The following is a 19,568-nucleotide window of genomic DNA, read 5'->3' as shown; positions in this document are numbered from 1 at the left end:
CCACCTAACCCACTAGTAAGGAAACGCATGAAGCCAGTAGCCCGCAAAATTGGAATCATCGGACACGGGGCCATCGGGGCCCGGGTGGCTGCGGATGTTGCCGCAGGGAAAGTGGCAGGTGCCTCTCTGGAGGGCATCGTCAGCCGCAGTCCCGTTCCAAACGCTCCGGCGGCCCGCCTGGACATGGCTGAGGCGTTGGAGCGTTGCGATGTGCTGGTCGAATGCGCGGGCCAGGAAGCCCTTGCCGAACACGGCGAGGCAGTGCTGTCTGCGGGTGTCGATCTGCTGGCCACATCGCTGGGAGCCCTGGCGGACCCTGATCTTTCGGGCCGCTTGTCCGCAGCCGGTCCGGGCAGGCTCTTCCTGACGTCCGGCTCCATCGGTGGCTTGGACCTGTTGGCGTCGGGAGCCCGGGCAACGGGTTATGACGCCGTCAAAATCACGACGACCAAGCTGCCCGCTTCCCTGGTGCAGCCGTGGATGGATGAGAAGGAAGAAGATCGAATCCGGAACACCGCTGTTCCGCTCGAAATCTACCAAGGCCCTGCTGACCAGGCCACGCGCTTGTTCCCGAAATCGCTCAATGTGGCCGCGGCGGTCGCCCTGGCCGTAGCGGACTGGGGCGTGGATGTGTCCGTGCGGGTGGACCCGGCTGCCCGGCTGACGACGCACGTGATCGAGGCCGCCGGGAACAGCGGGACCTACCGCTTCGAAATCTGCAATCAGGTATCGCCGCAAAACCCGCGTACCAGCGGCATTGTGCCGTTTGCCGTGCTGCGCTCACTGGAACTGATCGTTGGCGCGCGGGGCGGAATTATCTAGTCCTCCCTGCGCCGCCCACTGGCTTTGCGCGCCAGGTCCCTTCGATTTGTCGAGCCAGTTTTCCGCAGGAGGTGGGAGACGTGCGTGCTGACGGTTTTCTCGCTGATGAAAAGGTCTGCGGCGATCTCCTTATAGGTACTGCCGGCGATTAGTTGTTCGAGAACGTCGGTTTCGCGGGTGGTCAGGCCCGGGAACGGTCCGGTGCTCCTCCGCGTCGTGGGTGGTTCAGCGTCGAGTCGTATCCGTCCATGGTCCGCCAACCCCAGTATCGCCGTCCGCACGGGCGCGGCCTGCAGTGTGGTTGCCAGTTCCAGCCCGCGGCGCAGTATCCCTGCTGCGTTCGTTTGGCCATGATGGGTATGGAAGAGCATGGCTTCACCTGCGCGTTGGCAGGCGTACGCCTCTTCCCATGCCAGGTTGGCTTCTTTGCATGCGTCGGCGGCAGCGATCCACATTGCGTCGTTCCGCTTATCCGCCAGTGCCCGTCCGGTCTCGGCGGTATACAGCATGTCGAAGGCCTTGATCTGGCGTTGGTAAAGGGGGGTTGCCTGTCCGGGTTCGTGGAGCGCGGCCGGGAAACGTTTCCGCACATCCCGCACTGCGGCTTCCAGCCCGGACAGCGGCCCACCGGTATCCCTGGCTTGCATGATCATGTCGGCGGCGGCCCTCATGGCCAAGGGCAGGAGCCACTCGCACATGGTGGGTGCATGACCGGCCCGGGATGCAGCGGCCACGGCTGTTTCGAATCCTGCCTTGGGGTTTCCCGCCATGATGTTGAGTTCGGAACGAATGGCAGCGAAATTCAGGTTAACGAAGGCATCGGATTCACGGTTCACCTCTTCGGCGCGAGCGAGGTGCGCCAAGGCGTCGTTGGTCCTGCCTTGCAACGCATCCAGCCGGGCCAGGGTGAGCCGGGCACTGACGTCTCCCATGGGCCCGGGGTCAAAACTGATGGCTGTTCGTAAAGCTGTTCGAGCCTTCTCCCATGACCCAATGGCCAGGAAGCTGGCGGCCTCGTCGGCAGCTACTTTCGACATGAAGGAATGCGGAGCGCCCAGCCGGGAAAGTTCCTCCCTGCCGGAGCTCATGATGGCGCCGTACTGTTCGCTGATCCACCCTTCCGTGGCATTTGCCAGCCACGCCAAGGCATGGCAAAAGGCCCAGAAGTCCTGCGCCAGGGCCGCTTCCGAGGCACCCTCACGGGCGGCTTCCCTGGCCGCGCCGGAGTCGCCGCTGAACACTGCCGCCATGGCCGAGGCAGTGAGCGCGAAACTCAAAGCCCGGTGATGCCCAGTCTTGCGGGCCGCCTCAACAACCTTCGCGCAGTCCGGAGAGCCCTTGTATTGGTCCATCCAGAGTTTGGCATGAACCAGCTCGGCCATCGCCAAGGCATGCTGCCAGCTGTCAGGCTCCACGGACGAAAGCTGCACGGCGCGTTCGGCCTCTGCCGGATCCAGGAAGGAGAGACCCAGGGACATTCGCAAGTGCATGCGCCTGATGATCAGTGCAGCCACCTCGAGTGGCTGGAGGCGCTCGTTGAGGAGTCGAAGCAGGGCCTCGATAGCGTCGAGTTCCGCCTCGAAAGCGCCTGCATTGAAAGCGCTCCGGCGCACTTCCTGCCACAGGTCAAGCCATTCCCCGGCAGCGACCACCTTGGGCCGTAACTCCAGGACCCGGTGGTACTGGGCAAGGGCCTTGTTCCAGTCCCGCGAGGCCGATTCCTGACGTGCCGCCTCAAGCGCCCACCGGTAGGCCTCCTCGTAGTTCCCGGAGCCGTAGAAGTGTTGGGCAAGATCGGCGGCCGCCCGGTGGTGGAGCTCGCCTGAACCCGGAACTGTCGAGTAGGCCTCGGCGAACAGCCGGTGCCACTGGATCCGGTCCTCGGGAGGTGTTTCGGATGCCAGGGTCTCGGCGATGAGCGGGTGGTGGAACCAGTAGCTGCCGTCGGGTTGGCGGTCGAGGATCCCGGCTGTCGACGCAGCCAGGAGAACAGAAAGGGCATCCTCCCCGGGTAGCGCCCGCTTCACGACCACCGTGAACACTTCAACCGGAGCATTCTTGCCGCCAACAGCCAGGACCTGGGTAACCCGTCGGGCAGACTGCGGCAGGGCCCGCCAGGAACGCAGCACTGCGGTCCGCAGGTCGGGCGGGAGTCCGGGCGGAAGGGACGACGCGGCCGGATCCAGTGGCTCCACCAGGAGTTTGGTGAAGTACGGGTTTCCATTCGCGCGCCCGTACACTTCCGTAATCAGGGACTGATGCGGTTCGCGACCCAGCAGCGATGCGATCAATGCGGACGTGGCCGGGCGGTCCAAGGGGCCAAGGCGTTCAATGCTCACACCGGGGATCCGCCGCACATCGGCAAGCCACCCCTCCAGAAGTGAACCCTCCGTCACCGCATCCGCCCTGACTGTTGCTACGAGCCCCAGCCGCCGATCGGACGGTCCCGCAATCAGAAACATCAACGTATCCAACGTGCCCTGGTCCGCCCAGTGCAGGTCATCGATCGCGAGGAGCACCGGATGCGCGGCTGTGACCGCACTCAACCATTCATCCAGGAAGAGGGGAGTGCTTGCCGGATGCCCGGCCGCGCTGTCCTCACTAAATGGTTCCGGCGTTCTGATGCCGGCAGTGCCCCTGAAGGCCGCGCGCAAGGGTTGGTACGGGATCTCGATACTGTGAAGGGGAAGGGCAGCACCGGACAGGACAATAACGTCCCCCGGGAGTCCCGCAATGGCTTCGTAGATCAGAGCGGTCTTCCCGATGCCGGCGTCGCCAGTGACCAAAACGGTTCTTTGCCGGCCGCTGCGGACTTGCTGCAGTGCGTCACCGAGCCGCGACAATTCCTTCATCCTGCCCACCAAAGGAGGGGAACCCGAATCGATGATGCCCGTCATTTTTCAAGGGTGGCACCGAGCGCCGGGCCGGAAAAGAGCCGGCGACGTGAAATGTCAGGGTCCCGGCGCCAAATCTCAGGACACCTTCCGGATGTTCCCCGAGGGGTCCGGAGCGCACTGTGAAGGAGTCAATAGACACCCACTGTCACCCGAGGATCACCATGTTCAATCCAGCCAGCCATTCAAGAATCATGGGCATCGCGATATTGCTGCCCTTCCTCTTCCTGCCGGCAGCTCCGGCAAACGCCGGCACTGAGCAAGCCGGCACTGCGCAAGCAGGCACACAGCAAGCCACCGACTACTTCACCTACAGCAACTGCCCCTTGGAGCGCATAGGCACGCAACTGGTTCGCTGCGATGTCCTCACGGGCACCGGTGTGGATGCTCCCTACTGGATTCCGGAACAGGAATAGTCAGCGCTTCTGCCCCTGGGAGCCGCCCCGGGCGGCATCGCCGCCTGGGGCGATGTCAGCCAGGACAGCATTCAAGCGATCATCGGTCAGGTAGGTCATGCCCGTCAGAAGGGACGTAATCTTTTCGCGCTCCCGTTGGTTGAAGCGTGTGTCATCGAGGATGTCACTGACCCAGAGCCCGTCCATGGCCAGGCGCACGATGATCCCGATGATCCCCACCGGTTCGTCCGGGGCCAGGTCTTCCCGGTCAAGCCGGCGGTTCAAGTACAGAAGGGATTCGGCCAGGTTTGGCCGGGATATGGCAGTGGCCAAAAGAGCCGCCTGGTTCCGGTCACTGTTGGCCCGCGCGTCAGAGAATGCCTGGATATAGGCACGCTCTTCGGCACCCACCGGATTGGGGTCAGCCTCCGCGACCCTCCCCAGCTCATGCACGAGTTCAACAATCATCGACTCGACGTCCTGCTCGATTTCTTCGATGGGCGCATCCGGCCTGAACATTTTCCCCTCCAGTGCTGCAATCGACAATCTCCGCTTCCGGCCAGTCTAGCCACGAATGAAAGTGGAGCGGGCCTTAGAACAAAGGCCAGGGCACGGCCGGCATGCCGCCCCGCGGCGCCGGAAACCTTCCAGCCGAACGCAGGCGTTCGCAACGGAGCGCGAGGGCTGAGACTTCTTCGGGGCTCAACAGCTCTGCCAGCTCCCGGCCCAGCCCGCCGCGCAATCCTTCGCTGACGCGCTCTACGCCTTCCCGTTCTTCGGCAGACAAGGCCTGGCCGAGCCACCCCCAAAGCACGGTGCGCAGCTTGTGGTCCGTATGGAACGTCAGTCCGTGGTCCACGCCGTGGCGATGCCCGTTCGCCATGGCAAGAATGTGGTTTCCCTTGCGGTCGGCGTTGTTGACGACGACGTCGAACACGGCCATGCGCCTGAGCGCAGGTGAGTCTTCGTGGACCAGGGCGACTATCCGCCCGTCGTCGTCCTGCCCCTCGAGGACCTGTTTCCAACCGGCCTCCGGAACGTCATCGCTTGGCCTCAGGTCCACCGGATCCTGGGAGGGGTCCTGCTCTTGCCAGAGCTGCACCATCCCGCGGCCCAGTGGTCCGTCGCGCAGCCAGGTGCGCGGCACGATGTCCCAACCCATGGCCTGGGAGACCAGGAAGGACGCCATCTCGCGGTGGGCCAGGGTGCCGTGCGGAAAGTCCCAGAGGGGGCTTTCGCCGGCTATCGGCTTATAGACCACGGCAACGTCGTCGATGCTGCCCAGGAAGGTGGCATTTGAGGCCGCTGTAATGCGGCCGGTCAGCGTCAGCTCTGCGGCGACCAGGTCCGGTGTTGGCATCAGGCCTCGGGAAGCGTGCAGGTGTGCCCGTCGGGATCAATGGGGTAGCCGCAGATAGTGCACAAGGGACGTCCGGCCGCCACGATTTCCCGGGTGCGCTTGGTGAAGGCGCGGGCGGTGCCTACAGGCATGCGCACCAGCAGCATTTCCGGTTCGTCGGCGCCGTCCAGGTCAAAGGGCTCATCGCCGTCGACATCACTGATCGGGTAAGCCTCCAGGACTATCTGGGCCGTGGTCGGATCCCACCCCAGGCTCATCGCGCCGGTGCGGAATTGCTCCAGGGGGTCCTCAAGCGGGTCATTGTCCACCAGTTCGACCGGCGTGCTGGTGGGAACGCTGAAGGGGTTGCTATCGATCGTGAGGAGCTGGTCGAGGATCTCGTCGATCTTCTCCGCAAGCTGGGCTGACTGCTGCTTCTCGAGGGCAATGCTGACAATCTGCGTTCCTGCGCGCACCTGCAGGTAGAACGTGCGGTCTCCGGGTTGTCCTATGGTGCCGATGACAACCCGGTCGGGCCAGGCAAACTCGTGAACGCGCGTAGGCATGTCAGTATTCTAGGCACACGGGCTCAGGGCGTCTGCCCACCTGCGCCGCCGCCCACCGGTGCGTCGCCCGAACGGAGGCCGCTCGAGAGCCAGGACAGGTCGCCGGCTTCCGTGTTGGTCGCGTGGACGCTCGGCCGGTTTGCACCGTAGGTGACTATCGACACGGAAGCCGGACCCACGCTGATCCGCTGAAAAAGGTCAAGGTGCATGCCCAACGCGTCGGCGAGGATGGACTTGATGACGTCGCCGTGGCTCACCGCCACCCATACTGCTCCGGGCCCGTGCTCGGCTTCGAACGCTGCATCATGGCGCCGGATGGCCGCCACTGAGCGGGCCTGCATGGCCGCCATGGCCTCACCGCCGGGAAATACGACGGCGGATGGTTGCGTCTGCACCACGGGCCACAGTTTCTCGGTGGCCAGGTCGGACAGGGCCCGGCCCTGCCATTGACCGTAATCGCACTCCGTCAGGTCGGACTCGACCGGTGCGTACGGACTGCTTGTTTGCCGGTCAAGAATGAACCGGGCTGTTTGCAGGCAGCGTTCAAGGGGGCTGGATACCACTCCCACCACCGGAACCGCCGCGAGCCGTTCCCCGGTCAGGGCAGCCTGCCCGCGTCCGATCTCGTCCAAGTCAACACCGGCTGCGCGGCCGGCCAACAATCCGGTGGCATTGGCCGTGGTGCGGCCGTGCCGCACGAGGATAACTGTCGCCATCTGCCCAGCCTAGCCAGAAACGGAGCCCCGGGCCGACGCAGGTGAGGACGCCTTGCGTTCACCCCGCGGACCCGCCGCGACGGAGAGGCCGGAACCCCTGGGGCTACAGTGGAGCTATGGCTACCAGCCGCAACCCGCTTGATGACCTGCGGGAGACCATTGGTCATTTGGCCAGTCAGCTTAAGCTGACCGGTTCCGAACGCGTCGATGACCTGATGGGGGACCTCATCGGCCCACGGTCTGGTCCTGCCCGTCCGCTCTCGGAAGTGCAGGCGGAGTTGGACGCCCTGATCGGGCTGGAGACGGTGAAGGAGCAGGTGCGGGCCCTCGTCGCGCTGCTCCAGGTCCAGGCCCGCCGCAAAGCCCACGGACTGCCTGAAGTGGCCACATCCCAGCACCTGGTGTTCCTCGGCAATCCCGGAACAGGTAAAACGACGGTCGCCCGGCTCCTGGCCGAGATGTACCGTGCGGTGGGGCTGCTGCAGAAAGGCCATTTGGTGGAGGTGGACCGTTCCGGCCTGGTAGGGCAATACGTCGGGGAGACTGCCATCAAGACGGACCGGGTGATTCGGCGGGCGCTGGACGGGGTCCTGTTTATCGACGAGGCATATGCGCTCGCCCCGGAGGACGGCCGGATGGATTTCGGGCCGGAGGCCATCGAAGTGCTGCTCAAACGGATGGAAGACCACCGCCACCGGCTGGTAGTGATCGTGGCCGGATATCCCCGGCTCATGGAATCCTTCCTGATCTCCAACCCCGGGCTGCGCTCCCGGTTCGCCCGCGAAATCACCTTCCCTGATTACTCCGTCGATGAACTGGAGATGATCTTCCACCGGATGCTTGAGCACCACGAGTACATGCTGGAACCAGGCGCGGACCAGATGCTTCGGCGGATTTTCTCCGGACTCCGCACGGGGGAGGAGTCCGGCAACGCGCGGTTCGCCCGCACCCTCTTTGAACAGGCACTCAATCGGCAGGCGCTGCGGCTGTCACTCGACGCGGAGCACAGCCTGGATGCGCTTGGCCGTGAGGCCGTGGTCACCCTCACCTCGGATGACATTGTTGAGGCGGCGCTGGCGTTGGGCGAGGAACCGGAGCCGGAATGCACACCGGAACCGGAGCGGCCGCGCTGGTGGCGTAGGCTCGTCTGAGAGCCTCGCGAACAAAAATCGATTTTCGTACGGCTACCTATTGATAAGGCGCCTTACAAATGGTGTCATGGTATTGGAATATATAGTTTGCCTTCCTGCCGGATCAACCAGTTACCCGCCGAGCAACGGAGCCATCATGTATGGGATTAGCGGCCCGAGCCTTCACCGGCTCACCCAGGAAACCCGGGCCTTGGGATGCCTGCACTGTGGATCCAACGAGTACGTTGCGATCGAATCAATAGATTCCCTGCCTCCGCATCCGGGTGAACTACACGTCGAGGTGGAGTACGCCTGCCGTCGTTGCCAGGGGAGCTATCAGCACAGGGCGCGCTTCCGCGACGTCGCTGCCATCCTGAACCGCACCAAGACCTTGGAGGGACTGTTCCGGTTTGCGGGGGAGTACTTCCACTGTGGTGAGGCTATGCGTGTCGAGGGAACCGGGGTCAGGAACATCCATGCCCCGTTGCCCGCCAGGGAACCGGAACTGGACGATGGCGTCAGCGTGGGTACCAGGGTCCTGAGGTGCCGCTGCGGGTTCCGTTTGGAGCTGCCCAACTAGGTGAGGCGTCTCAGGCACGGCACGGACGTCGGGTAACCAGCATCAAGTGCCGGTGAGAAGAAGCAGTGGGCGGTAGCGGTGCCACGTAGCTGTTCCACGTAACGGTGCCAGGTAGCAAGGGTGCTGATTGAAGAGCTGGTGATGCTTTCCTACATTGGTTCCATGCCTGCCGATAAACCGCGCGTCGATGATTTGGAACTGATCGAAGACCTCCTGGTTGCTGCCAACGGCCTGCAGGACTTCGTGCAGGGGCTATGCGACGTGGCTGCGCAGGTCGCCTCCCGGGAAACCGGCATTGCGGTTGACTGCGGGATTTCCCTAAGCCGCCCCAAACGTCCGTCCGCCGTGGCGGGCAGCACCACCATCGCTGCACAGCTCATGGATGGAGAGCACGACACTCTGGACGAGGGTCCCTGCCTGGAAGCGTGGGCAACGGGATCGCGCGTCCTGGTGGGGGCTGATGCGATGGAGCAACGCTGGCCGTTGCACAGCAAGACCTTGGCCTTGGCCGGCTACGCAAATGCATTACTTGTCCCTTTCGCCTTCCGGGACGGGGCCTGCGCTCTGATCGTCTTCCTGGCGGCGACGCCGGGCGCCTTCACCGAAGACGCTACGCCGGTCATCGACAGATTCAACCACACCGCCCACCAAGCTCTGCAGATCGCCTTGAAGACGGCCGCCGGCTCGGACCTGATCAGTGATCTGCATGCCGCCATGCGGAGCAGATCCGTCATCGACACCGCGTGCGGGATGATCATGATGCAGGAGCGCTGCACCCAGGAGGAAGCGTTCAGAACGCTCCAACGAGCATCAAGCGCACGCAACAAGAAACTTCGCCTCGTGGCTGAGGAGATCCTCCGGAGGGCTAACTCTTCTGCTGTCAGGTGCCGGGAATCCGGCGTGGGAAGCAGCCGCACCTGAGTTTGTGTGAGGGTACTGACAACAGCCCGGGCGTGCGCGATACTAGGCCCATGGGCGCTGGGTCGAGCCCTGGCACTACTTTGATTACTGGTTATTCGAACGGCTGGTCATTCAATGAAACCGCCGACCCGTTTGCTGGTCCTTCCCGCCATTCTGATGGCGCTGATACTTTCCGGGTGTACGGGCTCCGAGCCGGAGCCGGCCCCCTCGCAGAGTTCACTCATGGCAACGGATACGTTGGACTACGCCATGACGTCCTTCATGAATGAGGATGCCGTAGCCGTTCTGGCTGAGGTCCGGTGGCCGGGCGGGGAGTGGTCAAAATCGTACGGAGTACGTGACCTGGACAGCAAAGAACCCGCCCGGCCCGACGACAGGGTTCCTGTAGCCAGCGTGACGAAGACCATGACCGCCGTATCGGTGCTGAAACTGGTCGATGAAGGGCTCATCGGGTTGGAGGACCCGGTCAACGGCATGCTGGAAGCCTTTCAAGCCGGGCTGAAGCCGCCCGGCCCGATCACCCTGCGGCAACTGCTCTCCCATACCTCGGGCATGCCGTCGTACGGAGAGGCTTTGTACAAAGGCATTGACGACCTGGTCCCGGTGTCCAACCAGCGGTTGTCCCTGCACCGCGTCATGGAACTCACCAGCACTTTGCCGTGGGAAGCGAGGATGGTGGGCTCGTTCCGCTATTCGGATTCCAACTACGCCGCGCTGGGACTTATCCTGGAAAAACTGCGCGGCAAGCCTTTCGCCGAAGTCCTGAGGAACGACGTCGTTGAGCCGTTGGGTCTGGTTAAAACCACGGTGGACGACCCCCTGGTCGCAGCCCCGGACCTCGTGAAGGGGTACGTCACCATTAAGGGTCATCGGGAGGAAGCGGGGGTCACCCAGGAACAACTGGGTTCGCCGTCGCATGGCGTAGTTTCGTCCGTACCCGACGTCAACGATTTCCTTGCCGGGCTTTTCACGGGCCGCCTGATCTCAGCCGGCGCCTTGGCGGAGATGAAGAGGCCGGTTGTGGGCCCCTACGGTCTGGGGTTGTTCGAATGGTCTGAGGACTGTACGGACGCTCCGCGCTATTTCGCACGCGGCGACTTCTTCGACTTCCAGACCGTTGCCCTTAGCTCCGCCGACGGGCGCTACCAAGCGACGATGACCGTGGCTTCCCCGCCTGCCCCCACGCCCTTCGAAGATCCTGACGTGGAAAGGGAGCGGGCACTCTGGAGCGACCAAATGAGGTCAGCTTTGCTCGAGACCATGGATCGGCTCTGCCAGTAGCAATCCGCCCCCTGGAGATCATGCTGACCAGTGAATGATCAGGTCGGCGCCGGCCTTGGTCGATTCGATGAACCTCGCATTGGTTTCGTCGGGCCCATTGGCCCACGCTTCAGCGGCGGCAGGGTCCATGCCGGACGCTATGTGCCGTTCGATGAGCCGCGGGATTCGGGTCTCTGGAGCTGTCTCGACGAACCAGGCCACATCAAGGCAGGTGCGTACCTTGCTCCATCGGCCTTCGGTGGCCAGGAGGTAATTGCCCTCAACAAGGACGTATTTGACGGAGCTTGCTATGGCTATCGATGCGGCGATCGGTTCCTCCAGCCCCCTGCGATAGGCCGGCGCATAGATGACGTCCTCGTCGTTGCGGCGGAGACGCTCGAGGAGCGAAAGGAAGCCGCCGACGTCGAAAGTGTCGATGGCTCCTTTGCGGTCGCGGAGCGGAGTGCCGTCGATGATCGGGGTCGCGAGGTGGAAGCCGTCCATGGGGACGACCACACTTTCGTCGCCCAACTGTTCGCTGAGGCGTCCGGCCAGTGTGGATTTGCCGGTCCCGGGAGGACCGGCGATCCCGATGATTTGGCGATCGGCGGAACGGCTACGGATTCGGTCCGCGAGGCCTGCCGCGGTATCCAAGACCTTGGTCTGCACGGCTTAGCGCTTGAGGGCGCTGTCGAGGAGGGCCCGCAATTCCTGGAAGTGCCGCTCGGTTGCCTCGTCATGGAAGGCCGAAGTGTCCGCCATCGTGTAGCCGTGCGGCGCCCCTTGATAGATCTCGTTCGACGCCTTAAGTCCGGAATCCGCCAAGGCTTTCCCAAGGAGGGCCACAGCGTCGGGAGCCATGCCGGGGTCCTTGTCGGCGTGGCCGAAAACGAATCGGGCGCGGGCGTTGACCAGCCCCAAATGCGGACTGTCCGCCTCGTCAGTGGCCAGGCCGCCACCATGGAAACCACCGCAGGCGGCCACTCTTTGTGGGTGCAGGTTGGCAGTACGCACGGCTAACCTGGCGCCCATGCAGTATCCCGTGGTTCCGATAGGCCCGGGCTTGACGCCGTCCAATCCGGCCAGCGCGGAGACCCATGCATCGATGTCCGGCTCGGCCTTGGCCGATGTCAAGCGGCCAACCCGGGGGAACGCGACTTTGCCGGCGGCGGTCCTGCCTTCGTCGGTCCTCATGTCTCCGGCCGGCGCGAGGTCGGCTATGGTCCCTTCGCGGTAGAAGACATTCGGCGCCAGCACAACATAACCCCAGTCGGCAATGCGTTGGGCCATTTCCTCGATGCGCGGGCGCAGCCCGAACGCGTCCATGTAGAAGATGACGCCGGGAAATTCTCCGTCCCCGGTTACCGGTCGGGCGACAAAGGCCTCGGCGCTGCCGTCAGCGGCAGGAACATTGATCAACATGGGTTCACATTATCGGAGGGCTCCGGGTGTTCCGGGTCAAACTCCACATCCGGAATGTGTCGATCTATTGACGCTCGTAAAAAATACACTATAACCTGATTGAACACGTATCAGGGGCCAGCGCCGCAGCCCGAGGTGACTTTCACGGACCGGCGCCTGTCCGGAGTCCACTTGCTGTCCAGTTTCACATGCTATTCAAAGGAGAAAAGTCCATGACTGTTGTGACCAGCAGGCCGGAAGAGAACGGCGCACAAGCAGTGGGCCTTCCAGTGGCCGCACCCCGGAACGTCAGTGAGCTTGTTGGCTACACGCTCGCACGGCTTGGGGCCGGGCATGTCTTTGGAGTAGTGGGCAGCGGAAACTTCGTGGTGACCAATGCGCTGCGCCGGGCGGGTGTCCCGTACACCGCCGCCCGCCATGAGGGCGGCGCTGCAACCATGGCCGACGCCTATGGACGCATGTCCGGCAAGGTAGGAGTCGTTTCCACGCACCAAGGGTGCGGTTTGACCAACGCCACCACCGGCATCGGAGAGGCGGCCAAGAGCCGAACGCCAATGATCGTGGTCACGGCAGACACAGCGGGCTCCGCCATTGGCTCGAACTTCAGGATTGACCAGGACGCGTTGGCCCGGAGCGTCGGTGCTGTGCCGGAGCGGATCCATTCACCCGCCAGCGCTGTCGCGGACACCGTCCGCGCCTATAGGACCGCCGTCAATGAACGCCGCACGGTGGTCCTGTCCCTTCCCACGGACATCCAGGCCGCACCCGTTCCGGACGGACTGGCAGAGGTCGATCCCTTGCCCCTTCCCCAGCGCATTGCCCCCTCGGCGGCAGCCGCCGGGGAACTCGCCGCGCTCATCCGTAAAGCAAAGCGGCCCGTGTTCGTCGCCGGGCGGGGCGCCCGTGGAGCCGGTCCCGAAATTGCCGCCCTCGCGGAGGCGTCAGGGGCGCTCGTGGCGACATCCGCCGTCGCGCATGGCCTCTTCCATGGAGACCCTTACAACCTGGGTATTTCCGGCGGTTTTTCGTCGCCGTTCACGGCCGAAACCATTTCGGGCGCCGACCTGATTGTCGGCTGGGGGTGTGCCTTGAACATGTGGACCATGCGGCACGGGTCCTTGATCGGGGATGCGGCCACGGTGGTCCAGGTAGACGTGGAAGACCGGGCCCTCGGCGCCAACCGCCCCATCCACCTTGGCGTGCTCGGCGACTGCGGGGATACCGCAGCTGCGGTACTTGCAACGCTGCAGTCGGCTCAATACCACGCGGTTGGCCTGCGCACTCCGGACATGGCCCGGCAGATTGCCGAGCGCTCCCGCTGGAACACCGAACGCACGGAGGACCTTTCCACGCCGGATGCCCTTGACCCGAGGGTGTTGAGCCGGGCGTTGGACGGAATCCTCCCCGCGGACAGGATCGTGTCGGTAGACTCCGGCAACTTCATGGGCTATCCCAGCGCTTACCTCGCCGTCCCGGACGAGTTCGGATTCTGCTTCACGCAGGCCTTCCAGTCGATCGGGTTGGGCCTCTACACGGCTATCGGAGCAGCCAAAGCCCGGCCGGACCGCTTGCCGGTCCTCGGCGCGGGAGATGGCGGGTTCCTCATGGCAATCTCCGAACTGGAGACCCTGGTCAGGGAACGCATTCCCCTCGTGGCAGTCGTGTACAACGATTCGGCCTACGGCGCCGAGGTGCACCACTTCGATGCGGACGACGCTGACCTTGACGTCGTGCGTTTTCCGCCGGTGGACATTGCATCGATCGCCCGCGGCTACGGCGCCGCAGCGATCACGGTCCGGACCGTCGGAGATCTTGCCGGCGTTGAGGAATGGCTTTCAGGGCCGCGGGATGTGCCCTTGGTGATCGACGCCAAAATTGCTTCCGATGGAGGCGCCTGGTGGTTGGCGGAAGCGTTCAAAGGCCACTGAACATCAAGAGCGGCGCGTGTGAAATATGCTGGTGAGGACCACGGCCCCAACAGAATCGAAAGCTACTCCGGTGATTGAGGTTCCCGCACCTGCGCTGCCCCAGCAGCAGCTCATCCTGACCATTTATGGTCTCTACGGGCGCCGCGCAGACGGGCAACTGCCAATCTCCGTCCTGATCCAGATGCTGGGCGACCTCGGCCATGACGCACCTGCGGTCCGTTCTGCTGTTTCCCGCCTCAAGGCCAAGGGCGTGCTGGCCAGCGTCAAGGGCGGGGGATTGGCCCGTTACGAGCTGTCGGACGCGTCCCTGAAGCTGATCAGCGAAGGCGACGAGCGCATCTTCGCGCCAGCCCGGGCCAATCCCGGCGCACCGTGGGTCCTGGCCATATTCTCCGTCCCGGAGTCGAAACGGGAACGGCGCCACCAATTGCGTGCGGAGCTCACCAGGCTCGGTTTTGGCTCCATGGGAGCCGGAGTGTGGATTGCTCCTTCCGGGGTGCGCGAAAGCGCGCAGCAGCGCCTCGAGGCCCGCGGGCTGGACAAGTATGTGGAGTTCTTCACCGGTGACTACTCCTCGGAATCGGACATGAGGGCCAAGGTGGCCCAATGGTGGGATCTTGAGGCCTTGGGCAGTCAGATTTCGCAGTTCATGGACACCTTTGGCGGTTCGCTGGAGGAATGGACCGCGCTGGTGGGCGAGGATCCCGGAGCGGCGTTCGCTGCGTCGTCGCCGGAGCTGCGCCGGAATGCCTTCCGTTACTACGTGCCGATGCTCACCTTGTGGCGGCGGTTGCCCTACCGGGATCCCGGGCTTCCCCTTGAGTACCTGCCGGTTGGATGGCAGGGTCCCGAGGCGCGCAGGATCTTCTTCGGTGTTCACCGCCTCATCGGGCCAATGGCCGAGAGCTACGCGATGTCCCTCGTGGAAGAAGCGGAAGCGGCCTGAATCACGACAAAGAGGATCCGGTAAGCCTTAGGGCTTGCCGGATCCTCTTTGTCGTGCGGGATCTTCCGTCGTGCCGGATCTTCCGTACAGTGCCTCAGCGGTCGGCGATGACGGCGATGGCCTGGATCTCGATCATGGCTTCTTTCTGCCAAAGGCGCGTGACGCCGATGCCTGCCATGGCAGGGTACTGCGAGCCGGCCATTTCCCGCCAAATGCGCCCGATCTCCCGGCCATTGGCCATGTAGTCGTCCACGTCCGTGAGGTAGATGGTGACGTTGACCAGGTCCTCGGGCTGTCCTCCGGCTTCCCGCAGGGTAGTGAGGACGTTCGAAAACGCCTGGGTGAACTGTTCGACGATGCCGCCGGGGACGATGTTCATGTCCTTGTCCAAGGCGGTCTGGCCGCCCAGGAAGACGGCGTTCCCGGCGAGAATGCCGTGGGCGAAGCCCGATGGTTTGGGCAATGACTCCGGATTGATGGTCTTGTGCGCCATGCTGTTCCTCCTCGTTGTGGCAGCCGCAAAAAATTCTGAAAAGCCCCTGTGCAGATCAATTCCGCCGTGCTACGTTGAGCATATGTGACGATCGTAAAAAAGTCGACACATCAAGTCTCGAAACCCCGAAGGGACACATTCCATGAAACTTGCCACCCTGCGAACCTCCGGCGGACGTACGACGGCGGCACTCGCTACGGGCGACGACACCTACGTGGCGCTTCCGGCCAGTGACGTCGGTGCATTCCTTGGCCTCGAAAACTGGCGGGCCCTAGCGGAATCCGCGGAAGGGGAAGCCCTGACGGCACCCGATTTCGCAGCGCTGCTTCCCCATGCCGGCAAGGTGATCTGCTGCGGACTGAACTATGGCGACCACATCCGGGAGATGGGCCGGGAGCTTCCCGAGTACCCCACGCTCTTCGCCAAGTACGCGGACACGCTCCTGGGTGCAAACGACGCCGTGGAGATCCGCGGCAGCGGCCGCGTCGACTGGGAAGCCGAGCTCGCCGTCGTCGTCGGTTCGGAGCTGTACCAGGCCGACGTTGACCAGGCACGCGAAGCGATCGCCGGGTACACGGTGGCCAACGACGTGTCCATGCGCGATTGGCAGAGCCGGACGCTGCAGTGGTTCCAAGGCAAGGCCTGGGACGCCACCACTCCCGTGGGGCCCGTGATGGTCACCCCGGACGAGGCCGGCGAAGAATTCCAAGTCCGCGGGTACGTCAACGGAGAGCTGGTGCAGGACGGCAACACCCGGACGCTCGTCTTCAGTCCCGCGCAGCTGCTGTCCTACATTTCCCAATTCACCGTCCTGCGCCCCGGCGACCTCGTCCTCACCGGGACACCCGGGGGAGTGGGCATGGGCATGAACCCGCCGCGCTTCCTGCAGGACGGGGACATCCTGGTCACCGAAATCGGCGGGATCGGACGGCTGGAGAACACGTTCCGCATCCATGCGCCCGTCCCTGCGACAGCGTGAACCCCAACAGCCTGAACCCCAGAAGCTTGTAAAAAACCCAGAAGGAGAACTCCATGAGCCAGGCCACCACCGACTACCGCCTCGAAGGCGACAACTCCATCTACGCCCAGGCAGACGGCAAGGTAGTTCCTGTCGTCACCCGTGCGGGAGAAGAGGACACCAACACGGCCCAGTCCGGTGACTGCATCCGTGTTTCGGGCGTCAGCATCCAGCACACCCCGGCAACCAAGATCTGGTTCGGCCAGGTGTCCAACGTTCCCGGTTACCGTTCCCTCCCGCACCACCACGGCGAAGCGGAAACTGGCGGCTACGTCCTCCGCGGCCACGGCCGGATCTACTTCGGCGAAAACTACTCAGAGTTCATCGACATGAAGGCCGGCGACTGGGTCTTCGTGCCGCCGTTCATGCCCCACGTGGAGGCGAACATGTCTGTCACCGAGGAACTCGTGTGGCTGACCGCCCGCACTCCGGAAAACCTCGTGGTCAACCTCGACGACGTCCCGGACGAGACCCTCGCCGACTACCGCCGGGCATAACCATGATCACGGGAACCCTGACGTCGGAAACCTTCCTCCGCGCCGTAGACCTCACCGCTACGGACGCGCAGGTATTCGATGAAGCCTACGAGGCAACCACCCAGTACGTGCCGTGGCCCAAAGCCTATGGCGGGGACATGGTTGCCCAGGCCGCAGCAGCGATGATGCGCTCGGTGGACGCTGACCGGCAGCTGCATTCCATGCACAGCTACTTCATGCGGCCCGTGGATATCGGTTCCACTGTCCGGTACGAGGTGGAACGGCTGCGGGACGGCCGCGGTTACTCCACCCGAACCGTGCGGGGTTTCCAGAACGGCAAGCCGGTCTATGCCGCCATGGGATCCTTCCAGGTCCCCGAAGACGGACCCGGGTTCCAGCCCGAGGCGCCTGCCGCCGTCGGGCCTGAATCGCTGCGCACAGCCGAAGATGCGCTGGCAGGCGTGGACAGCAAGGCAGCCGAGTACTGGGCAACCGGGCGCAGCTTCGACATGCGGCACATTCCCGGTCCGCTGTACGTCCAGCTGGAAGGCGGCACCGCTCCGCAGCAAGCGATCTGGGTGAAGGCGTTCGATGCCTTGCCCGACGACCCGAACCTCCAGCGCACCGCCCTCGCGTACGTCTGCGACTACACCATCCTGGAACCGCTTCTCCGGGTCAACGGCCTCAACTGGTCCAGCCCCGGACTCGCCACCGCCAGCCTTGACCACTCCATGTGGTTCCACCGCGACGGACGCGTGGACGACTGGGTGCTCTACGCCCAGGAAGCCGTCTCCGGCCAAAGCAACCGCGGCCTGGCGATGGGCAGGTTCTTCGACCGCCAAGGGCGGCTCCTGGCCACCGTCGCCCAGGAAGGCATGATCCGCGCAGGCGCGTAGTCAGCCCCCGGCACCACCAACCCCAGCCCCAACGACGCACCACTGAAAGGAACGGCCATGAGCATGTTGCCATCGGCCCACGTGGACACGTTCACCCGCGACCACCTGCCGTCCGCCGATACCTGGCCGGCGTTCGAATTCACCCTCCCCGAACTGAACTACCCCGACCGGCTCAACGCCGCGGCCGTACTGATCGACGACGCCGTCGCCCGGTACGGTGCCGCGCGGCCGGCGCTCCGTACCCCCGACGGCGAAGTCTGGACCTACGGCGAGCTGCAGACCCACGCCAACCAAGTGGCCCAGGTGCTCACGGAGGACCTCGGTGTGGTCCCCGGCAACCGGGTGCTCCTGCGCGGACCCAACAACCCGTGGATCGTCGCGGCCTGGCTCGGCGTCTTGAAGGCCGGCGCCGTGGTGGTCACCACCATGCCCATGCTGCGCTCCACCGAGGTGGCCACGATTATCGGGCTCACCAAACCGGTGGTCGCCATCTCCGATCACCGGTTCGTGGACGAACTCGCGGTCGCGGCAGGGGAGGACGTCACCGTCCTGACCTACGGTGCTGACACGGAAACGCACGACGACGGCGACCTCACCTCCCGCTGCTTGCGCAAGAGCGGGGAGTTCACGGCAGTGGACACCGCCTCGGACGACGTTGCCCTGCTGGGACCGACGTCCGGCACCACGGGCGTGCCCAAGGTGACCATGCATTTCCACCGGGACATCCTGGCCAACGCGGACACCTTCGCCCGGTACATCCTGGAGCCCACCGAGGATGACGTGTTCGCCGGCTCGCCTCCGCTGGCCTTCACTTTCGGCCTCGGCGGACTCGTGGTCTTCCCGCTGCGGTTCGGCGCGTCGGCCCTGCTGACCGAGAAAGCCGGGCCCGTCGAACTGGCCGAGCGCGCAGCAGAAGCCGGCGCCACCGTCCTGTTCACCGCCCCCACCGCGTACCGTGCCATCCTCAAGGAGAACCGCGGCGACCTTCTGAAGAACCTCCGGGTTGCCGTCTCCGCGGGGGAGCACCTGTCCAAGGAAACCTGGGAAGCCGTCCACGAGGCCACCGGCCTGCGGCTGGTCAACGGAATCGGCGCCACGGAAATGCTGCACGTTTTCATCTCCGCGGCCGGGGACGATATCCGGCCCGGCACCACGGGCAAAGCCGTGCCCGGCTACCGGGCCACCATCCTGGACCAAGAGGGCAATGAACTTGGCCCCGGCCAGACCGGTCGCCTTGCCATCATCGGCCCCACGGGTTGCCGGTACCTGGACGATCCCCGGCAGCTGAACTACGTGGTCAACGGCTGGAACGTCACGGGGGATACGTTCTCCATGGACGAGGACGGGTACTTCACCTACCAGGCGCGCTCGGACAACATGATCGTCTCCTCCGGGTACAACATCGGCGGCCCCGAGGTTGAAGCAGCCATTGACCAGCACCCCGACGTTGTGGAGAACGCAGTCATCGGCATCCCGGATGAGCAACGGGGCAGCATCGTCTGCGCGTTCGTTGTGCTGCGTGAAGGCGTCACCGGCGACGCCGGCAAGCGCAAGGAAATCCAGGACTTCGTCAAGCGCACCATCGCCCCTTACAAGTACCCGCGCGACGTCCGGTTCGTGACCGAACTCCCGCGGAACCCCAGCGGAAAGCTGCAGCACTTCAAGTTGCGCGATCGCGTCCGTGCAGAGGACGCCTCAGGGGTTTCCACCGCGGGGAACACCCAACAACTCACCGCCGCAGGCCAGAGCCAGGCGTAGAAGGAGCA

20 protein-coding genes are annotated in these 19,568 nt (G+C 64.2%); 12 read left to right on the top strand and 8 right to left on the bottom strand.

The annotated features are described in order from the left end of the window. The first annotated feature begins 27 nt into the window (after positions 1 to 27). Positions 28 to 822, top strand: coding sequence for an aspartate dehydrogenase domain-containing protein (locus AUR_RS00740; protein ID WP_021472222.1), 795 nt, complete (start codon positions 28 to 30; stop codon positions 820 to 822). Here the strand turns inward: AUR_RS00740 and AUR_RS20685 are convergent. Then, positions 819 to 3,719, bottom strand: coding sequence for a helix-turn-helix transcriptional regulator (locus tag AUR_RS20685; protein ID WP_062096785.1), 2,901 nt, complete (start codon positions 3,717 to 3,719; stop codon positions 819 to 821). The genes AUR_RS00740 and AUR_RS20685 overlap by 4 nt on opposite strands. A 161-nt stretch (positions 3,720 to 3,880) precedes the next feature. Between AUR_RS20685 and AUR_RS00730 the strand changes: the two genes are divergently transcribed. After that, positions 3,881 to 4,132 (top strand): hypothetical protein, encoded by a 252-nt coding sequence (locus AUR_RS00730; protein ID WP_021472224.1) that lies wholly within the window; start codon positions 3,881 to 3,883, stop codon positions 4,130 to 4,132. Here AUR_RS00730 and AUR_RS00725 read toward each other — a convergent pair whose 3' ends face one another. The 4 genes from AUR_RS00725 to AUR_RS00710 all read right to left on the bottom strand — a co-directional run bounded on the left by AUR_RS00725 (position 4,133) and on the right by AUR_RS00710 (position 6,732). Then, positions 4,133 to 4,630: a hypothetical protein gene (locus AUR_RS00725; RefSeq protein WP_021472225.1), complete on the bottom strand. Its 498-nt coding sequence runs from the start codon at positions 4,628 to 4,630 to the stop codon at positions 4,133 to 4,135. A 73-nt stretch (positions 4,631 to 4,703) separates the two neighbouring features. Continuing rightward, positions 4,704 to 5,471 (bottom strand): SCO1664 family protein, encoded by a 768-nt coding sequence (locus tag AUR_RS00720; RefSeq protein WP_062096786.1) that lies wholly within the window; start codon positions 5,469 to 5,471, stop codon positions 4,704 to 4,706. Continuing rightward, a complete protein-coding gene (locus tag AUR_RS00715; RefSeq protein ID WP_062096787.1) occupies positions 5,471 to 6,016 on the bottom strand; it encodes a DUF3090 domain-containing protein in 546 nt (181 codons plus the stop codon). Before AUR_RS00715 ends, AUR_RS00720 begins: the two co-directional genes overlap by 1 nt. 23 nt (positions 6,017 to 6,039) lie before the next feature. Continuing rightward, entirely contained in the window at positions 6,040 to 6,732 is a 693-nt protein-coding gene (locus AUR_RS00710) for an MSMEG_4193 family putative phosphomutase (RefSeq protein WP_021472228.1), read from the bottom strand. Between the two features lie 116 nt (positions 6,733 to 6,848). Here AUR_RS00710 and AUR_RS00705 point away from each other — a divergent pair, with 116 nt between their 5' ends. From AUR_RS00705 to AUR_RS00690, 4 genes are all read left to right on the top strand, one after another. After that, positions 6,849 to 7,883, top strand: coding sequence for an AAA family ATPase (locus tag AUR_RS00705; RefSeq protein WP_062096788.1), 1,035 nt, complete (start codon positions 6,849 to 6,851; stop codon positions 7,881 to 7,883). Positions 7,884 to 8,019: 136 nt separating this feature from the next. Continuing rightward, positions 8,020 to 8,442 (top strand): hypothetical protein, encoded by a 423-nt coding sequence (locus AUR_RS00700; RefSeq protein WP_062096789.1) that lies wholly within the window; start codon positions 8,020 to 8,022, stop codon positions 8,440 to 8,442. Positions 8,443 to 8,562: 120 nt separating this feature from the next. Further along, positions 8,563 to 9,363 carry a GAF and ANTAR domain-containing protein gene (locus tag AUR_RS00695; RefSeq protein WP_062096790.1) on the top strand — a complete coding sequence of 267 codons (801 nt, stop codon included), beginning with the start codon at positions 8,563 to 8,565 and terminating at the stop codon, positions 9,361 to 9,363. 222 nt (positions 9,364 to 9,585) lie between these two features. Then, on the top strand, positions 9,586 to 10,644 hold the full coding sequence (locus AUR_RS00690) for a serine hydrolase domain-containing protein (protein WP_241650832.1): 1,059 nt from the start codon (positions 9,586 to 9,588) through the stop codon (positions 10,642 to 10,644). A gap of 18 nt (positions 10,645 to 10,662) precedes the next feature. On the opposite strand, the gene AUR_RS00685 is transcribed toward AUR_RS00690, so the two are convergent. Next, on the bottom strand, positions 10,663 to 11,292 hold the full coding sequence (locus tag AUR_RS00685) for a nucleoside/nucleotide kinase family protein (RefSeq protein WP_241650831.1): 630 nt from the start codon (positions 11,290 to 11,292) through the stop codon (positions 10,663 to 10,665). Between the two features lie 3 nt (positions 11,293 to 11,295). Beyond that, the gene (locus AUR_RS00680) at positions 11,296 to 12,045 is read right to left on the bottom strand and encodes a dienelactone hydrolase family protein (RefSeq protein WP_062096792.1); all 750 of its coding nucleotides are present in this window, start codon (positions 12,043 to 12,045) and stop codon (positions 11,296 to 11,298) included. Between the two features lie 212 nt (positions 12,046 to 12,257). Between AUR_RS00680 and AUR_RS00675 the strand changes: the two genes are divergently transcribed. After that, positions 12,258 to 13,973: a thiamine pyrophosphate-binding protein gene (locus AUR_RS00675; protein WP_128397018.1), complete on the top strand. Its 1,716-nt coding sequence runs from the start codon at positions 12,258 to 12,260 to the stop codon at positions 13,971 to 13,973. Between the two features lie 70 nt (positions 13,974 to 14,043). After that, on the top strand, positions 14,044 to 14,919 hold the full coding sequence (locus AUR_RS00670) for a PaaX family transcriptional regulator (RefSeq protein ID WP_128397022.1): 876 nt from the start codon (positions 14,044 to 14,046) through the stop codon (positions 14,917 to 14,919). 94 nt (positions 14,920 to 15,013) lie between these two features. On the opposite strand, the gene AUR_RS00665 is transcribed toward AUR_RS00670, so the two are convergent. After that, positions 15,014 to 15,412: a RidA family protein gene (locus AUR_RS00665; protein WP_021472237.1), complete on the bottom strand. Its 399-nt coding sequence runs from the start codon at positions 15,410 to 15,412 to the stop codon at positions 15,014 to 15,016. A gap of 142 nt (positions 15,413 to 15,554) precedes the next feature. Between AUR_RS00665 and AUR_RS00660 the strand changes: the two genes are divergently transcribed. Genes AUR_RS00660 through AUR_RS00645 form a run of 4 tightly spaced genes read left to right on the top strand, consistent with a single transcriptional unit; the run spans position 15,555 to position 19,560 of the window. After that, a complete protein-coding gene (locus tag AUR_RS00660; RefSeq protein ID WP_021472238.1) occupies positions 15,555 to 16,391 on the top strand; it encodes a fumarylacetoacetate hydrolase family protein in 837 nt (278 codons plus the stop codon). Between the two features lie 53 nt (positions 16,392 to 16,444). Next, positions 16,445 to 16,927, top strand: coding sequence for a cupin domain-containing protein (locus tag AUR_RS00655; RefSeq protein ID WP_062096795.1), 483 nt, complete (start codon positions 16,445 to 16,447; stop codon positions 16,925 to 16,927). A gap of 2 nt (positions 16,928 to 16,929) precedes the next feature. After that, positions 16,930 to 17,802: an acyl-CoA thioesterase gene (locus AUR_RS00650; protein WP_062096796.1), complete on the top strand. Its 873-nt coding sequence runs from the start codon at positions 16,930 to 16,932 to the stop codon at positions 17,800 to 17,802. A 57-nt stretch (positions 17,803 to 17,859) separates the two neighbouring features. Then, positions 17,860 to 19,560, top strand: a complete 1,701-nt coding sequence (locus AUR_RS00645; RefSeq protein WP_062096797.1) for an AMP-binding protein — start codon at positions 17,860 to 17,862, stop codon at positions 19,558 to 19,560. Positions 19,561 to 19,568 lie beyond the last annotated feature (8 nt).

The sequence above is a fragment of the Paenarthrobacter ureafaciens genome (assembly GCF_004028095.1).
GTDB lineage: Bacteria > Actinomycetota > Actinomycetes > Actinomycetales > Micrococcaceae > Arthrobacter > Arthrobacter ureafaciens.
This window is presented reverse-complemented; position numbering and strand designations above follow the sequence as displayed.

What these genes read in the sequence shown, in the direction of transcription:
- AUR_RS00700 (WP_062096789.1), top strand. Translation starts at nt 8,020, where the DNA reads ATGTATGGGATTAGCGGCCCGAGCCTTCACCGGCTCACCCAGGAAACC.
- AUR_RS00650 (WP_062096796.1), top strand. Translation starts at nt 16,930, where the DNA reads ATGATCACGGGAACCCTGACGTCGGAAACCTTCCTCCGCGCCGTAGAC.
- AUR_RS00655 (WP_062096795.1), top strand. Translation starts at nt 16,445, where the DNA reads ATGAGCCAGGCCACCACCGACTACCGCCTCGAAGGCGACAACTCCATC.
- AUR_RS00665 (WP_021472237.1), bottom strand. Translation starts at nt 15,412, where the DNA reads ATGGCGCACAAGACCATCAATCCGGAGTCATTGCCCAAACCATCGGGC.
- AUR_RS00705 (WP_062096788.1), top strand. Translation starts at nt 6,849, where the DNA reads ATGGCTACCAGCCGCAACCCGCTTGATGACCTGCGGGAGACCATTGGT.
- AUR_RS00715 (WP_062096787.1), bottom strand. Translation starts at nt 6,016, where the DNA reads ATGCCTACGCGCGTTCACGAGTTTGCCTGGCCCGACCGGGTTGTCATC.
- AUR_RS00725 (WP_021472225.1), bottom strand. Translation starts at nt 4,630, where the DNA reads ATGTTCAGGCCGGATGCGCCCATCGAAGAAATCGAGCAGGACGTCGAG.
- AUR_RS00645 (WP_062096797.1), top strand. Translation starts at nt 17,860, where the DNA reads ATGAGCATGTTGCCATCGGCCCACGTGGACACGTTCACCCGCGACCAC.
- AUR_RS00675 (WP_128397018.1), top strand. Translation starts at nt 12,258, where the DNA reads ATGACTGTTGTGACCAGCAGGCCGGAAGAGAACGGCGCACAAGCAGTG.
- AUR_RS00720 (WP_062096786.1), bottom strand. Translation starts at nt 5,471, where the DNA reads ATGCCAACACCGGACCTGGTCGCCGCAGAGCTGACGCTGACCGGCCGC.
- AUR_RS00680 (WP_062096792.1), bottom strand. Translation starts at nt 12,045, where the DNA reads ATGTTGATCAATGTTCCTGCCGCTGACGGCAGCGCCGAGGCCTTTGTC.
- AUR_RS00740 (WP_021472222.1), top strand. Translation starts at nt 28, where the DNA reads ATGAAGCCAGTAGCCCGCAAAATTGGAATCATCGGACACGGGGCCATC.
- AUR_RS20685 (WP_062096785.1), bottom strand. Translation starts at nt 3,719, where the DNA reads ATGACGGGCATCATCGATTCGGGTTCCCCTCCTTTGGTGGGCAGGATG.
- AUR_RS00660 (WP_021472238.1), top strand. Translation starts at nt 15,555, where the DNA reads ATGAAACTTGCCACCCTGCGAACCTCCGGCGGACGTACGACGGCGGCA.
- AUR_RS00690 (WP_241650832.1), top strand. Translation starts at nt 9,586, where the DNA reads ATGGCAACGGATACGTTGGACTACGCCATGACGTCCTTCATGAATGAG.
- AUR_RS00710 (WP_021472228.1), bottom strand. Translation starts at nt 6,732, where the DNA reads ATGGCGACAGTTATCCTCGTGCGGCACGGCCGCACCACGGCCAATGCC.
- AUR_RS00730 (WP_021472224.1), top strand. Translation starts at nt 3,881, where the DNA reads ATGTTCAATCCAGCCAGCCATTCAAGAATCATGGGCATCGCGATATTG.